17 protein-coding genes and 1 pseudogene are annotated in these 14,315 nt (G+C 64.0%); 13 read left to right on the forward strand and 5 right to left on the reverse strand.

Features of this window, described 5'->3' with window-relative positions:
• The first annotated feature begins 135 nt into the window (after positions 1-135).
• Entirely contained in the window at positions 136-849 is a 714-nt protein-coding gene (locus KBY93_RS15005; protein ID WP_255095235.1) for a TrkA family potassium uptake protein, read from the forward strand.
• 485 nt (positions 850-1,334) lie between these two features.
• On the opposite strand, the pseudogene KBY93_RS15010 reads toward KBY93_RS15005, so the two are convergent.
• The 4 genes and pseudogenes from KBY93_RS15010 to KBY93_RS15025 form a co-directional block, all read right to left on the reverse strand.
• Positions 1,335-1,739, reverse strand: a pseudogene (locus tag KBY93_RS15010) (transposase); the annotation flags it as partial.
• Between the two features lie 287 nt (positions 1,740-2,026).
• Positions 2,027-2,758: a hypothetical protein gene (locus tag KBY93_RS15015; RefSeq protein WP_255095236.1), complete on the reverse strand. Its 732-nt coding sequence runs from the start codon at positions 2,756-2,758 to the stop codon at positions 2,027-2,029.
• 154 nt (positions 2,759-2,912) lie between these two features.
• Positions 2,913-3,149 (reverse strand): thermonuclease family protein, encoded by a 237-nt coding sequence (locus KBY93_RS15020; protein ID WP_255095251.1) that lies wholly within the window; start codon positions 3,147-3,149, stop codon positions 2,913-2,915.
• Positions 3,150-3,282: 133 nt separating this feature from the next.
• Entirely contained in the window at positions 3,283-3,444 is a 162-nt protein-coding gene (locus KBY93_RS15025) for a hypothetical protein (protein ID WP_255095237.1), read from the reverse strand.
• 93 nt (positions 3,445-3,537) lie between these two features.
• Between KBY93_RS15025 and KBY93_RS15030 the strand changes: the two genes are divergently transcribed.
• From KBY93_RS15030 to KBY93_RS15085, 12 genes are all read left to right on the forward strand, one after another.
• On the forward strand, positions 3,538-4,437 hold the full coding sequence (locus tag KBY93_RS15030; protein ID WP_255095238.1) for a major capsid protein: 900 nt from the start codon (positions 3,538-3,540) through the stop codon (positions 4,435-4,437).
• Positions 4,438-4,473: 36 nt separating this feature from the next.
• On the forward strand, positions 4,474-4,896 hold the full coding sequence (locus KBY93_RS15035; protein ID WP_255095239.1) for a hypothetical protein: 423 nt from the start codon (positions 4,474-4,476) through the stop codon (positions 4,894-4,896).
• 8 nt (positions 4,897-4,904) lie between these two features.
• Complete coding sequence (locus tag KBY93_RS15040) at positions 4,905-5,717, forward strand: hypothetical protein (protein WP_255095240.1); 813 nt, start codon at positions 4,905-4,907, stop codon at positions 5,715-5,717.
• A gap of 109 nt (positions 5,718-5,826) precedes the next feature.
• Entirely contained in the window at positions 5,827-6,585 is a 759-nt protein-coding gene (locus KBY93_RS15045) for a hypothetical protein (RefSeq protein WP_255095241.1), read from the forward strand.
• A 3-nt stretch (positions 6,586-6,588) separates the two neighbouring features.
• Positions 6,589-6,900, forward strand: a complete 312-nt coding sequence (locus tag KBY93_RS15050) for a hypothetical protein (RefSeq protein ID WP_255095242.1) — start codon at positions 6,589-6,591, stop codon at positions 6,898-6,900.
• A complete protein-coding gene (locus KBY93_RS15055; RefSeq protein ID WP_255095243.1) occupies positions 6,900-7,712 on the forward strand; it encodes a hypothetical protein in 813 nt (270 codons plus the stop codon). The genes KBY93_RS15050 and KBY93_RS15055 overlap by 1 nt, the downstream gene beginning before the upstream one ends.
• A 6-nt stretch (positions 7,713-7,718) precedes the next feature.
• Positions 7,719-7,994, forward strand: coding sequence for a hypothetical protein (locus KBY93_RS15060; RefSeq protein WP_255095244.1), 276 nt, complete (start codon positions 7,719-7,721; stop codon positions 7,992-7,994).
• Positions 7,995-8,070: 76 nt separating this feature from the next.
• Positions 8,071-9,327, forward strand: a complete 1,257-nt coding sequence (locus KBY93_RS15065; RefSeq protein ID WP_255095245.1) for a collagen-like protein — start codon at positions 8,071-8,073, stop codon at positions 9,325-9,327.
• Positions 9,327-9,761 (forward strand): hypothetical protein, encoded by a 435-nt coding sequence (locus tag KBY93_RS15070; protein WP_255095246.1) that lies wholly within the window; start codon positions 9,327-9,329, stop codon positions 9,759-9,761. The genes KBY93_RS15065 and KBY93_RS15070 overlap by 1 nt, the downstream gene beginning before the upstream one ends.
• Positions 9,761-10,645, forward strand: a complete 885-nt coding sequence (locus KBY93_RS15075) for a hypothetical protein (RefSeq protein WP_255095247.1) — start codon at positions 9,761-9,763, stop codon at positions 10,643-10,645. The genes KBY93_RS15070 and KBY93_RS15075 overlap by 1 nt, the downstream gene beginning before the upstream one ends.
• Positions 10,646-10,710: 65 nt before the next feature.
• Positions 10,711-11,841 (forward strand): hypothetical protein, encoded by a 1,131-nt coding sequence (locus tag KBY93_RS15080; RefSeq protein ID WP_255095248.1) that lies wholly within the window; start codon positions 10,711-10,713, stop codon positions 11,839-11,841.
• A 1,004-nt stretch (positions 11,842-12,845) separates the two neighbouring features.
• A complete protein-coding gene (locus tag KBY93_RS15085) occupies positions 12,846-13,544 on the forward strand; it encodes a hypothetical protein (RefSeq protein ID WP_255095249.1) in 699 nt (232 codons plus the stop codon).
• Between the two features lie 12 nt (positions 13,545-13,556).
• Here KBY93_RS15085 and KBY93_RS15090 read toward each other — a convergent pair whose 3' ends face one another.
• The gene (locus KBY93_RS15090; RefSeq protein WP_255095250.1) at positions 13,557-14,207 is read right to left on the reverse strand and encodes a hypothetical protein; all 651 of its coding nucleotides are present in this window, start codon (positions 14,205-14,207) and stop codon (positions 13,557-13,559) included.
• Positions 14,208-14,315: the final 108 nt, after the last annotated feature.

Raw genomic sequence — 14,315 nt, forward strand, 5'->3', positions numbered from 1 at the left:
GCAGTTGGTGCTGATGGTGGGAATGTTCGTTGGACGGCTGGGCATCATGCTGCTGCTCTCAGCCCTCTATGGCAGCAGACCCCAGTCCAGGGTCGGCTACCCCCGCGAAGAAGTCTTCATCTGAGGTGTGAAACGATGGCATCAAGCAATGCATGGTGGCAATGGACCCCTGATGAATCGACGTCCTTCGGAACATTTGCAGTCATCGGTATTGGCCGGTTTGGATCAGCGGTCTGCGATGAGCTCATCCATAACGGTGCAACGGTATTGGCGATCGATGCCAATCAGCGCGCTATCGATGAAATGCGCCTGATCGACCCTTCGATTGAAGCCAGGGTTGTGGACTGCACTGATGAGGAGGCTCTACGGGAAGCAGGGGCTCTGGAAGTTGACACTGTTGTTGTGGCGATCAGCGAACCGATCGAGGCGAGCATCACCGCCACTTTGATCGCGAAGCATAGCGATGGAACGAAGGTGAAGCAGGTGATTTCCCGTGCCACCAGTGATCTTCATATGAAGATGCTCCAGCGCGTCGGAGCTGATCGAGTGGTCTATCCTTCAAAAATGCAGGGCCATCGGCTTGGCCTGGAGCTCGTTCGTCCAAACATGCTCGAACGGCTACGGCTTGATGATCGCAACAGCATCGAGGAGATTCGTGTGCCTAAGGCCTTTGTGAATCAGTCTCTGCGTGAACTGAACTTGCGCAAAAATCACAACGTCACCGTCCTGGCTGTCGGCCCGGAGAATCAGCTGACCGTGAACCCCCCGGCATCCCATATCCTGAAAGAAGGCGAATTGCTTGTTGTGATGGGATCTGGCGAAGCCCTCAAGGCACTGCCCTCCCGCTGATCTCACCCATGATTCGACGTTCTTCTGCAGTATTTCCGGCAAGATCTGTCGACAGCTAGAGAGAATGCCGTTGCAAGCACCAGACCCATGGCTACGTACTCCCTCACGCTCAAACCAGGGATCATCGTGCTGACGACCCGCAAGACATCGGCAAACATCTTAGAAGTAAGGGTGACTGTTGAGCACCATTAGCCGAGCAGTAATCTCACCATCGGATAGTTGTAGAATCTCGGCTATCTTGTACAAGCGCTGAAGTATCACTGTGGACTCTCCGGAACGGGGCTGATTTCGAGTAAGAAGCGCTCTTCATCCGGATTTCGGAAGCCATACAGTCTTTAGGCCTGCGTGGTATCCACTCATTAGTAAGGTTCTTTGGTGATACAAGCGTGATCACCCGCCTGGACCTGGACCTGTACGTGAGTTGTGCGCATGTTAAAGGAGGGCAGTAAGTGCAAGCCAACTTGATTTGGTAGATGGCTTCCTCTCCTCAGGAGGTGCTCCGGCCGTGCGGTGCAGCTGCAGATTGCATGAATCACTTGCTCGGTCATCTCTCTCAAGTTGAATGGCCGGTTGAAAAGATAATTCAAGACGCCCAGATAGCGCTCGGCGTACTTTTCATATTGCAAGACGTGAAACGTATGCTGAGGCTGACTTTAAGGTTGTGGAGGACCGTATTGATCCAGGTGAATTCAGGCAGTTCGTTGAGATTGCGCCTCTTGGTGACTACAGCATGATGAAAGCAACCGACTCCTGCCATGACACGGAAGCAGGCCAACCCCTCCGTGGCCACCTCACATCCAATCGCAAGTGAATCTTGGACCCAGTCAACACACACTAGCGGCAATGGAGAACGTGGCCGCGTTGGTAAGCGTCACGTGCCTGGGTATCCCCACCTGCTTCACTTTCTTGCCAACGCTATGCTTGACGATCAAAGTGGCTTTGATGCTCGCATAGATTGGAGCGCTGATCGCTACAACGACATCGGTATGGCCGATTTGCCTTGCGCCTGAGGCCCTAGCCCGCCTGGCCTCAGGGATGCTCCCTCTCCCCGTTCACACATGCAGCCAGGAGCGGAGAGAGGCGGAAGATCAACTGCACCGCGAACTCTGCACCTGTGCCGATGGTCTTGCTCGTGGCGACTAAGAAGCTCTCTTAACGACCCGGGCTGATCGGGGGTTCAGCAGCGTGTGATCGGGAACAGCAACGGCCCCGGCGGCAACACCTCGAAACGGGCTTCGATCACGTCACCGCCACCACCACCACCGAAGCCAACTCGGCGGGCGGCAGCGAGGGATGGCACCGGGCGATTTGATCCATCAGCAGCAACAACCCGCCACCAGACCGGAGCACCGGGCCGGGGCTGCTGGCGTTCCAGCCGAAAACCCGGTCGGGGTGAATGTCCATCCCCCATTCGGGTGATCGTGCTGGGGCTCATCCCCAGCAACTGAGCCAGTTCGGCTCCGCTCAGCCATGCCCCCATAGCGGCGGCCTCCTGCAGCAACCGGGCTACTCGCAGCGGATCAGCTGGCGGGTGCGGTGGCGCAATGCGTGCCAGGGCAGACGCCAGCGCCTCCACTGAAGAACCATCCGGGATGATCCGGGACAGTCCTGACCTGTCCGGTTCTTTCCGGGATGATCCTGGACTGTCCTTGATCATCCGCTCCACGTCCCGCAGGGTTACGCCGTCCCGCAACTGCTGGGCGAGCGGCTCGATCCGCTCCAGGTGCTCGGTGGTGAGGAATGACACCGGCTTGCGGCTACCCGGTACGCGGCGTGGCTCGGGTTCGATCGCCAGCAGCTTCACCAGTGCGTAGGCGGTGGAGCGGCTGATCCCAGCGGCCTCGATCCAGTCGGAGAGGCGCTGGCCATCGAGGAGGGCATCGGGCCCTGAGGGGTCGGCGCTGAGCATGGCGGCTGGTCGTCCGGATGATCCGGGACTGTCCGGGATGGTTCGCCAGATCGTGCCAGACAGTCCGGGACTGTGCAAGACAATCCTGGATGATCCGTGGCATTCACCCGAATGGGGAAGGGGCGATCCCCGGATGAGTGATGCCAGCCCTTCCTCAGCGGGACTTGCGGAAGTCCCAGGGGCGCTGCTCATTTGTCTCTGAGCGCCACACACCCCGCTGCCACATCTCAGTCTCTCGCTCGGCGCCCAGATAGGCCCTCTGGTCGCAGCCGGCAAGGTATTGCCGGTAGACGTAGGCGGCACCACTCTTCACCAGCTCCAGGTTCACGTTCCGGCCGCTGGAGTCCACCTCGGCCACGGTGCGGCCGTAACGGTCCTGTACGCCGGCAATTGGGTAGACGGCCGCTCAATTGCATTGGCGGCTCCGGTGCTCCACTGAGGGTGGTTGCTTCAATCCAGACGTTCAGGACTTCTCCCGTCGGCCGGCGCAGCCCATCAGATGGAGTGCCCTCCTGCCCCTGGATCTAGACCGGCCGCCAGTCGCGCTTCTTGGAGGTGTTCAGGAGGCGGACCGCATCGCCCTCCATCAGATCGATGCGATGGCAGTTGTTCCGTGCCGGCGGGTCGCCGCTGAGCACCTCCAAAAGATCGCCGATACCAACCGACCGCAGAGGCGGACAGTCCATTGACGGGACGGGTCAGGCCCGTGCTGGTGGGGTCCCGGAATCATCAGTGGCAATAGGTGGTGACGTTGCTGGGGTCAGGCCCCGGGAGTGACCATGGGCCTCACGTTGATCGAGGCGATGAAGCATGAGACCCGAGTCGATCGGCTCGCGGTGTCCAAGACCTTCGTGGAAGGTCAGCTGCTTCGTCGTCTGCCCTTCCGCAACCTTTCGGGTGGGGCTCTGCAGTTCGCCAAGGAGAAGAAGATGCCTCGTGTCGGCTTTCGGGCCGTGAACGAGGGATACCGGCGCGACTACGGCGCGGTGGCCCAGGAGAGCGAATTCGTGCACCTCTTCGGTGGCGATCTCGACGTGGACCGCTCGATCGTCGATCTCAATGGCGCCGAGGCCCGTGCTTCCCAGACGGAGCAGAAGGTGCGCTCGATGCGGTTGACGCTGGAGGCGGCGATCATCAACGGGGATGCCAGCTTCGATCCGCGGGCCTTCAACGGTCTCAGCAAGCGGCTGATCCCCGGCCAGATGCAGACCGTCGACAACATCAGCGGCACCGTGAAGCTCACCAAGCTGGAGGCGCTGGTCGATTCGGTCAACGCCCTCGGCGGGGAGAAGGTGATCATCACCAGCAAGGCGGGCCGGCGCCAGATCAGCCATGTCTCCCGTGAGGCTGGCGGCGACCTGTATCAGGTGATCGACGGCCGCCACTGGTTCGAGGACACCGAGATCCTGGTGCTGGATCAGGACGCGCAGGGCCACGAGGTGCTGGGCTTTGGCGAGGCCGGTAACACCACGTCGATCTACTGCGTGGCGTTCGGCGATGAGCTGATGACTGGCATCCAGGGTCCGTTCGAGGGCCGTTATGGGATCTCGGTGCGGGACTTCGGCGAAGTGCAGGACGCACCGGTGTTCCGCACCCGCGTCGATTGGTACGTGGGTTTTGCGGTGTGCCACGACAAGGCGATCGGTCGCCTCTACAACGTCGGCCCTGCTGTGGCCTGATCAACCCAATCCGTTCATCACTGAGAGGACACGACCATGGCCCACCAGGGCAACAAGCTGATCGACGCCGCCACCACGCTGGTGGGGTGGGTCAACTACAACGCCACCGACCCGTTTGAGCGCACGCGCGTGAGCGCGGAGGTGGTGCGGCTGACCACGCCGCTCGATGCGGCGGAAGACTTCACGCTGCTGGCCAGCCATCCCGGTGCTGCCGGGGCGGTGACGGTGGTGCTGCAACTGGCGCCGCTGCTCAAGGACGGCACTGTCGGCAGCTGGGTGACGGCGGCCACCGTGGCGATCCCAGCCGCTGGTGGCCAGGTGGAGGCACCGATCGCGGGCGGCAGCCTGTCGGTGGCTCCGGCCGATGCCGCCAACGCGGAACTGCCGGCCTTCTTCTATGCCCGAGCCACGTTGACGCCTTCCACCCCGAACGGCGCCCACGTCAGCCTCACCTACTGAGGGCGGCCATGAGCGTTTCCGACAACAAGGCGCCCGGCGGTGAGCCGGGTCCGCCGCCCAAGCCGGTGATCAAGCCGACCCAGGCCGGCAGGCCATGGGCGCCACCGCAGGAGGGAACGGAGGGGAGTGATCCCACTGTTCCGACTGCACCGGCGCCCCAGGAGCCGCCCCAGGAGCCCACAGATCTGCTCACCCCTGTTGATCCGACCATGCCTGTTGAGCTGACGACCGCCAATCCTGTGCTGGAACTGCCGCCCGAGGGGATGTTGCGCATCTCCAAGGCGAGCGAGGACGATCAGTTCGTCTTTCCTGTCCATGCTGAGCGCTGGGCAGAGGACGGCTGGACGATCCACCCGCCGGTGACGATCGATGAGGGTCAGGCAGCTCCGACTCCTGGAGAGCTTCCGCCAGAGGCCCTGCAGGGTGATCTGACCGGTGGAGTGGTGACGCTGCTCGGAACCATTCCGGATCAGGGAACCGACCCGGCGCCTGCGGAGCCGAAACCGGCAGGACCTGAACCTGTCGGGTCTGAGCCGGTCGGACTGGAACCCGAGCCCGCACCCGAGGTGCCCGCACCCAGCACTGGTGCTGAGGTGGCCGGGCCTGATTTCGCGTCGATGACCAAGACGCAGATCGTTCAGACCTGTGAGGAGGACTACGGCGTGCTGCTCGATGCCAGCCAGACCAAGGCCGTGCTGGTGGATGAGGCCACCAGGCTCTGGGAGGAGTCGGTGACGGCGCCGGCCGAGCAGCCAACCGCTGCTGAACCTGGCCTCGTCCCTGAGCCGGATCTGTCGATCCCTGTCGATCTGCTCGGCTGACACTGCCAAGGTGGCATCAGTCAGAAGCCACCCGGGCAGCCGTAAGGGCCGCCGGGGTGGCTTCCTGGCAAAGGGAGATAGCGCCAAACCCGAGAGGCAGAGCCCTTCCATGCCCTACCCGCTCCCCAGCGCCCCTGATGAGCGCATGCGCGTGCTCCCGCCGATGGGATGCCCGGGCCTCGAGGTGTGGGTGGTGCTCCATGAGGTGCCGCGCTGGCTGCGGATGGGTTATCGGCTGGGGCCTGTACCCGCTGAGCAGCTGGAGCTGTACTGGAATCCGGCTGATCGGCTGTGGGATGAGCCGATCACGAGTGCAGCGATCGAGCTGCACATCTACCCGTTGATCAAGGCACCGCAGCCGATTGCGGTGAGCTGGGGTGATGGCAGCACCGAGACGATCGGCTGGGACGCCCTGGCCCGTGATGTGCCGCGCCCTCGGCATGTCTACCTGCAGCGTGAGGATCTCACCGTCACCGTCACCATCGGCATTTCGATCGCCAGCCTGCAGGTGGCCCTGGTGGGCTGCCCGGTGCCGCCCTACTCGGCGCCTGCTGGCTCTGGAGCCGGGGGGCTGGTGGGCGTCGAGCCCCTGGTGCCGGGTGCTGGCCTGCAGGGCAACCCCTACAACGGCTCGGTGGCGCAGCAGTGGCAGCTGCGGCTGCATCCCTCCGGCGGCCTGGGCTTCCTGCCGTCCCCAGTGGATGGTGAGCCGGCGCTGGCTTCGTTGAACAGCGAGGCGGGCGGCCGTGCCACTCGCTGGTATTCGGGCGATGGCCCGCCGTTGACGGAGGTGCTGCAACCACCGCCGGCCCTGGGCGATCTCTACCTGGATCGCATCAGCGGGCAGGTGTACGAGCTGGTGGTGTGAGCCATGCCTGAGACCTGGAACCCCACGGGGCTGAATCTCAAGGGACCGGATGGCGCCGATGGTGCGGCCGGAACTGCCGGGCCGGCCGGGCCGACGGGGCCGACGGGTGCGACTGGAGCCACCGGAGCGGCGGGAGCGACCGGCCCTCAGGGACCTGCGGGGCCTTCGGTGTGGGGCGGCATCACGGGAAGCCTGAGCACGCAGGCGGACCTGCAGGCGGCCCTCAACCAAAAACTCAATGCCTCACGGCTGACGGTGGGGACCACGGCACCGCCGAGCCCTGCGCTCAATGACCTCTGGGTGGACACCAACTGATGGCAATCACGACACGGGACCAACTGATTGCGGCGCTGGGCCAGTCGCGCCATGCGCTGTTCGACAAGGCTTCGATCAGCAACGCGGTGGCCGGCCGCTTCTACTCGCTCTGGCGTGCCACGGGCCAGCCTGGGCAGGGCGCGGTGCCGACCGCTGCGGCGATCTGCAACAACGCCCTGCTGGGCGCCTTGGGTTATGCCCCGTTCTCGGCGCCGGGCACGAATTACCTCGCTTGGGTCGATGTGGCGACGAGCCTTTCGACCTCGACGCTGGAGATCCACGATCGCCTCTGCCACCAAGGCGGCCTCTCGGGCACGGTGACGACGGCGCAGACGACGAACCTGCCTCTGAACGTGGTTGGTATTCCGCAGGAGCGGCTGGGCCTGGTGGATTTCAGCCAGCTCCAGTGGTGGCTCGAGTGGTACACCGACACTGGGAGCACGGGCGTGAACGCCACGGTGAACGTGACCTGCGATGACGACACGACGCAGAACGTGGTGATTGCTCTTTCGGCCACCAGCCGCGCTTCGGGGCTCTATCAGATCCTTCCGCCGCAGGGCAAGAAGGGAATCAAGGCGGTGAACAGCGTGACGCTCTCCGCGACAACGGGTACGGCTGGGAACTTCGGTTTGACCTGCACGCGGTATCGGGCTGGATTCTTCACGGTGCTGGCGAGCAAGGCGGAGGTGTTCGACTGGGCGGCCCTTGCCCTGCCTGAGCTCCACATCGACTCCTGCTTGAGCCTGATTCAGCTCTGCACCACCACCACAACGGGTAACGCCAAGGGTGTGTGCCGGATGGTTGGTGGCTGATTGATCGTGCCCAGGGACATCCGCGATTCGGCCGATCCTCCGTACAGGGGTGGTGCTGAGCGCTGGGACGCGGGGCCTGGCGGTCTGAACGCCACCCTGGAGTTCTTTGGCCCGCCCCAGCCGGCACCAACACCGCTGCCTGGCGGTGCCTTCCGGGTGTGGACGGCCGGCGCCTGGATGGATCGGCTGGCAAAGGTGTGGATCAACGGTGAGTGGCGCCAGCGCATCACCCGGCGCTGGACAGGCAGCGCCTGGGTGCCGATCAACGCTGAGCAGGACTGAGCGGCGGCCCTTACTGGTGGGGTCCCGAAATCATCAGTGGCAATAGGTCGGGAGACCCCCGAGAGCGCGGCGGCCCATGTCCTGGACCAGCACCGGCAACATTCGCGGCCCCCAAGGCCCGCAGGGTCCGGGTGGGCCTGCAGGCGCGAGCGGCCCAGCGGGAGCGGCCGGTGCGGCCGGGCCCCAGGGCTCAGCCGGTGCCGTTGGAGCCCAGGGACCGGCGGGCAGCACCGGCCCGGCTGGTGCGACGGGTCCCGCTGGCCCGACCGGCCCGACTGGCCCGCAGGGTGCGGCGGGCACGGGCATCAACCTCAAGGGCAGTGTTCCCACTTTCTCGGCGCTGCCAACGAGCAACCGGCAGCAGGGTGACGCCTACATCGTCCAGGACGAGGGCGACACCCTCTACAGCTGGAATGCTTCTGGCAGCAACTGGGTGAATGCGGGCCAGATCCAAGGCCCGGCCGGCCCTGCTGGCCCGACTGGAGCGGCTGGGCCTGCTGGCCCCACCGGCAACACAGGACCTGCTGGCGCCACGGGCGCGACGGGACCGCAGGGGATTCAGGGACCGATCGGTGCGGCCGGTGCCGCAGGCCCTGCCGGCACTCGCGGTACGGGCTGGTTCGTAGGCAGCGGGCCGCCGCCGACCAACATTCCCGGCTCGATTGTCGGCGACATGTACCTCGACCAGGCGACGGGTGATGTGTATGTGCTCGGCAGTGGAGGCCTTTCGGTGGGCAGTCTCCCCGCCATTGGTGCAGCGTTCCAGGGCGGCTTCTATGGCGGCCTGATCTCGGCCACGGCGAATGGTGTGGCCACCCACGCGCTGATCATTGCGCCGAAGGCCACGGGTCATGTTCTGCGGGCCTGCAAGACGACGAACACCGCGACAGCCGGCACGGCCAGCAGCTTCGACGGCTATGCCAACTCCGAGGCGGCCAAGGATGCGACCCATCCGGCCAACCAGTGGGCGCGCGCTCTGTCGATCGGCGGCTACAGCGACTGGTACATCCCGGCGCAGTTCGAGCTGGAGATCCTGTTTCGGCGCTTCAAGCCGGACAACAGCGAGGGCAACACGCCTGGATTCGGCGCCAATGCCTATGCGGTGCCGCCGACCACGGCCAACTACTCGGGATCGGTGCCGCCCGCCACTTCGGTGACGGCGTTCCAGGCGGGCAACTCTGAGGCGTTCGAGGCCATCAACTACGGCAGCTCGACGCAGGACGGGGCCACCACCCATGTGATCCAGGACTGGTTCTACGGCCCGCCGGAGTCGAACTCCAAGACCTTCCAGCAGCAGGTGCGGGCCATCCGCAAGGTGGCGGTGGTGTCCTGATGCCCAGCTGGATCCCTCGGATCGACACGCCGCGGCGCGTACTCGAGGAGCGCACGACACAGGCGGTGAGTGCGCCGTCAACGCTGGACCTGACCTTCCTGAACCTGGGGGTGGATGGACGGTTTCTCTCGGTGAGCTGCTCGATCGCGGCCTGGGTGACGTTCTATGCGTCGGTGGCAGCGCGGGCAGCCGATGCGCTGCGGCCGATCAGCAATGACCCGCCGCTGTCAGCTGGTGTGTTGTTGGACCTGAAATTCGACGGGACCACAACGGTGCTGCATCCAGCGCCGGGCTCGACTTACTCCAATGCGGATCAGCCGGTGCAGCAGCGGGTCTGGGCGCGGGTGCGCACCGAGCTGGCGGTGCCTCACTCAGCCACGGTGGGTGTGCTGGCGCTGGTGGAGTACGACACCGTGCCAGCCGGGGTCGCCTGATGGTGGCGACGCTGGTTGACCTGAGCCGCCGTGGTGATACCGGCGGGTTTGTGGTGCCGCAGGTGTTCGCCGCTGCGGATGCCCTGCTGCGCACCTGGATGGTGGCAGCCAATGCGCAGAACACCTCGCAGGAGCTAAGCATCCTGACGGGGCCGGGCGAGACGGCGGGCTTCTGCGGCTGGACGATCAAGGCACGGCTGGCGCTGCTGAATCTCGGCCAGCCGGTGGAGCTCATGAGCCAGTGGGTGGCGAACCTGACAACGGGCGCGGTGACGGTGCATGGGGCACCGGCATCTGGCTTCACGGGCGGTGGCGCCCTGGGCGGCCACGGGATGCTGATCGGCGGTGTGGGCACGACCAACTCATTGATCACGCTGCTGCCGCAGCCGCTGCCGGTGGGTGCTGTGGTGGCGAGCAGCCTGGCGGCGGATCAGGAGTATTTCGCCTTCGCCTTCACGCAGCACACCTTCTCCAACCGCCAGGCGGTGGTGCTGCTGATCGCCAAGGATGTGTACTCGGGCCAGTGGCATCTGTCGTTCACGGACATGGCCGGAGCGATCGGTGCGGTGGCCTGGATTGCGAACCGCCCCGGCGTGGTGCTCTCCAACTCGATCCGGCTGGATTACTTCTCCTCGGCCACACCGCTGATGCTGACTCAGCCGGTGCAGTGGAACCCGATCACACCGGGCATTACGGCAGCGACGCCGCCTGCGCTGAATCCGCCGGTGCAGTGGTTCGATCCAGTGGTGTTGCCGGCTGATCTGGCGCTCTACAACCGCACCTCCAGCAGCTTTGGGTACTTCATCGGCGCCGAGGGGACGGAGTGGCTGCAGCTTGGGCCAGCCCGCCTGGCGGTGAAAGTGAAGGAGGGCGGAGGCGACTGATGCTGACTGTTTCAACCCAGAACTGGACACCGGCGATCGATTGGGTGAGCAAGGCGGCCGGATCGGTGGGCCTGCGGCTTTCTGAGGCCTTCAACGCATTTGCAGCGGCGGTGAACGCAAACCCCGGAAATTCCGGTGTTCCTCTGCAGGTCGTGAAGGATCACGGCTCCGCGACCGGAACCACGAACTACGGGTACATCTGGCGGCTCGGCCATCCGCTGAATCCGTACCTACTGCGGTTCTGCAACACCAGCAGGAACCAGGGCTCCAGTGCATCATCATCGACGGCGAGCTTCACCCTGGGGCTCGCGAGCGCCTGGACGGATGATGGGACGTTCGGTGGTTACGGGACATTCAGCACAACGCTTGCGACCGTAAGTGCGGGCATGTCGTACTACGGGCCGAGCGGAACCCCGGCCTTCAACGCGGATGGCCGGCTGATCGTGCTGATGGACACGACGCCGGGTTCTGAGTTCTTCTGCTACAACATCGCCACGACCAGCGGTGATACCTACGCGCAGAATCACACGCTGATGCTGTTCCGTGGGGCAGCAAGTAGCGGCTGGAATGTGGCTCTGTTGCGCTCACAGGCTCTGGCGGGCTTGTTCGAGAGCCGCAACTTCTACTGCTACAGCAATAACTTGCTGCAGGCGGCTGTTGCCTACCCGGTCCCGCCGAGTGCATTGGAGCAGATGCTGGTGACGGGCGTTGGTCTGATCCCGTCTGGGTTCGGCCCTGGTCAGATGTTCGCCTACGGCACGAAGCAGGAACGATTGCCGCTGCCACAGGTCTTCTGGTTCGGCAGCAACCAGTGCTCAGACCCGCGCAGGCTGGGCCGTGTGAGCAACCCGGGCGGGGCTGGGACGTTCTATCAGCTCGGTGCGGCGATCAACAGCGGCGGCATGGACTGTTGGGTGCTGGTGCCACCAAGCACACCGGCGATGGCGGGCTGGAGCACGATCGGTTCGCTGAGCAGCTGGCAGACGATGCCGGATCGGCTGTATTTCTGCCCTGCGGCGCCGCCGGGTCCGGTTCTGATGGGGCCTGTGCTGGGGCCTGACTTCCTCACGGACTGGAGCCAGGTGGCGATGGGCGCCCCTGGTGTGGCCCAGCACCCCTTCTACGCGCAGCAGGAGGCAGAAGTTGGTAGCCGGCGGCCGAGCACGGGCGTGCTGTGGCCCAGAGGAACGCCATGAGCTGCCGAGCTGCCACCTGATCCGTCTGCTCTGCGAACGCCGGTACGAGTACGGCGAAGGGAGGAGCCGGATTGGCCGGTGCCTGACTTCCGGCAGCTCGATGTGCCGCCTGGAAGGGCGAACCAGATCGCCCGCAGGTGCCGGGAGCAGGGCTGGGACGTGATCGAGTAGCCGACCTGAGCGCAAGGTTTGCGCTCAATTTGCGCTCTGCCGGCCCGAAACGGGCAAGAAAAAGGGCTCCCGGAATCACCGAGAGCCCTTGGTATGACTGGAATCGGGGCGACAGGATTCGAACCTGCGACCTAGTGCTCCCAAAACTCCTGGCAGCCGCTTTCCAGGAGTCGTTGGCTTTGCTGGTGTCTTAGCCTAAAAGCATTGCTGTAACAGGCTTGCGTGCTGCCAAGAGGTGCCCGCCGCTTGCTGCTCGTGCCAGGCTTCGGGGCAAAATCTCTCACCTTTTCTCTCACATGGTCAGATCGGCGCGCTGGGATCAGGTTCTCCGGGCAGCCGTCGCCCACTCGTTGAGCCAGCGGGGTAGCAGTAAGGGCTGGAGCATCGGCAACCACCGAGGTCGGGCCCGCTTGAACCTGAGCGAAGCTGCCGGAGGCGGAAAGCGTCGGCAGGTGCTGTTCCCCATCTCCTGGGAGCCAGATCAGATGGATGCCATCCGTGAGGCAGTTCTGGAGATCCACGAGGCCTACCAATCCGGAACGAATCTGGATGCCGCTGTCTCACTGGTGTTCGCGCCGGCGCCAGAGACGCACATGAGCTCGGCATCCCCCAATCAGGGCCCTGTGGATTGGGGGCAACTGGTGCAGCGATTCAAGGAGCACAAGCTCAGCAGCGGCGCTATCAAGGCGAGCACCTGGGACAACGTCTATGCCCGAAGGATGGCGGCCATTCTCCGGGCCGCCACTTCGTCTCCTCAGCCGGACACCCCCCGGCAGCTGCTTGAGATCCTTATCGCCCCGATGAAGCAACAGCCTGGAACCCGAGGGCGTCAGATGCTGGTGCAGCAGACGGCAGCCCTTCTGCGCTGGTGCATTGATAACGACCTGTTGTCATCGGATTGGGCGCCACCACTGGATCTGACCGCCTTTGTGGGACGGAAGCGGGACAGCCGGAGCATCACCACCCCGCTGGCGGTGCCCCATCTGCTGGAGGTGGTGCGGTCTATCCCCGATGCACGCTGGCGGCTGGCATTTCAGTTGATGGCTGCTTACGGCCTGAGGCCGGAGGAACTTCAGCACCTTGAGCTGCGCGGCGGACGCTTGTGGTGCAGCTATCAGAAGACAACTCCGCGGGGGAAGACCCAACCGCGCCCCTTGCGGCTGCTTCCTTGTGATGGCTGGGCAGCATCATGGAAGCTTGAGGACTGCTGCCAATTCTGGGAGCTGCCACCAATGCGGGCCGGCCACGGAGCCGAGGACTTCGGCACCTACATGCGACGGCGAACGATCTGGCGCGAACTTCGGCAGCGCTATGAAGCTGAAGGCGAAAAACTCGTTCTCTACTCTTGCCGGCACGGCTATGCCCACCGTGCTCACGTGATCTGTGACCTGCCGCCGAAGGTGGTGGCTGCAGCGATGGGGCACAGCGTTGAAACCCATTTGGCGGCCTACAGTCGCTGGTGCGGCGATGACGTGGTGGACGATGCCTTCACCAAAGCAGCACAGCGTCTTGATAAAACAGAACAGAACTGAGCTGCTCGTTGTTCATTGCTCGCCCGTCGGCTTGATGTAGCCGCTTTCGATCAGAAAGGCCCGCAATGCTTCCGGGAATGATCCATAGACGATTTCCCGGCCAAGACACTTGCCTTTCTCATCAAGATCGCCCTTGCACTCCTTCAGGCCCCAGTCTGATGAGGTGTCATAGCGCTGCGTCATCCGATCCCAGCCGTCGTACAGCTCACCCACCAGTGCTTTATTGGCCACGTATCCGGCCAAGAAGCCATTGGGAGACTCAGCGTTCTTCTGCTGGAACCATTCAGCCATGCGCTGGAGATTGCGGCGATGCAATGGCCTGAATTCAGGGCGATGGGAAACATCCACGAACCGATCGCCCTCCAGCTGCCAGACACGTGCGGGCGCCGTGCTGCAGGCGTAGCACGCAAAGCGATACAGGAAACGGTTATCGACATCGACAATCAGGAAGCGGCCGATTCGTAGCGGGTCCTCCGCCGGTGACTCGCCCCCATCAAAGGGGCCCAGCGTCACCTCGTGCCACTTATGCCCACTGGAATCGCTGGTGAGTACCTGAATCTGATTGCAACAGTGCGCGCCTCCGGTGAATGAGGAGAGGAGAACCTCGGGATAAGGGTTTCCCGGATCCATTTCGGCGATCTGGACTAGGAGGCTGTTGCGCATAGATCACTGCCGGCCTTCTCCACAGACGGCCACTGATCTGCCCAGATCCCTGTAACTGCAATGGATCTGAGCGAGAGAATGGGCCATGCACAAGCGCAAGACCTTTCG

The sequence above is a fragment of the Synechococcus sp. J7-Johnson genome (assembly GCF_024345795.1).
GTDB lineage: Bacteria > Cyanobacteriota > Cyanobacteriia > PCC-6307 > Cyanobiaceae > Regnicoccus_A.

Bases quoted from the DNA above. Each gene is read 5' to 3' on its own strand.
- KBY93_RS15090 (WP_255095250.1), bottom strand. From the start codon at position 14,207: ATGCGCAACAGCCTCCTAGTCCAGATCGCCGAAATGGATCCGGGAAAC.
- KBY93_RS15045 (WP_255095241.1), top strand. From the start codon at position 5,827: ATGCCCTACCCGCTCCCCAGCGCCCCTGATGAGCGCATGCGCGTGCTC.
- KBY93_RS15040 (WP_255095240.1), top strand. From the start codon at position 4,905: ATGAGCGTTTCCGACAACAAGGCGCCCGGCGGTGAGCCGGGTCCGCCG.
- KBY93_RS15005 (WP_255095235.1), top strand. From the start codon at position 136: ATGGCATCAAGCAATGCATGGTGGCAATGGACCCCTGATGAATCGACG.
- KBY93_RS15025 (WP_255095237.1), bottom strand. From the start codon at position 3,444: ATGGACTGTCCGCCTCTGCGGTCGGTTGGTATCGGCGATCTTTTGGAG.
- KBY93_RS15030 (WP_255095238.1), top strand. From the start codon at position 3,538: ATGGGCCTCACGTTGATCGAGGCGATGAAGCATGAGACCCGAGTCGAT.
- KBY93_RS15050 (WP_255095242.1), top strand. From the start codon at position 6,589: ATGCCTGAGACCTGGAACCCCACGGGGCTGAATCTCAAGGGACCGGAT.
- KBY93_RS15015 (WP_255095236.1), bottom strand. From the start codon at position 2,758: ATGCTCAGCGCCGACCCCTCAGGGCCCGATGCCCTCCTCGATGGCCAG.
- KBY93_RS15065 (WP_255095245.1), top strand. From the start codon at position 8,071: ATGTCCTGGACCAGCACCGGCAACATTCGCGGCCCCCAAGGCCCGCAG.
- KBY93_RS15075 (WP_255095247.1), top strand. From the start codon at position 9,761: ATGGTGGCGACGCTGGTTGACCTGAGCCGCCGTGGTGATACCGGCGGG.
- KBY93_RS15085 (WP_255095249.1), top strand. From the start codon at position 12,846: ATGCTGGTGCAGCAGACGGCAGCCCTTCTGCGCTGGTGCATTGATAAC.
- KBY93_RS15055 (WP_255095243.1), top strand. From the start codon at position 6,900: ATGGCAATCACGACACGGGACCAACTGATTGCGGCGCTGGGCCAGTCG.
- KBY93_RS15035 (WP_255095239.1), top strand. From the start codon at position 4,474: ATGGCCCACCAGGGCAACAAGCTGATCGACGCCGCCACCACGCTGGTG.
- KBY93_RS15070 (WP_255095246.1), top strand. From the start codon at position 9,327: ATGCCCAGCTGGATCCCTCGGATCGACACGCCGCGGCGCGTACTCGAG.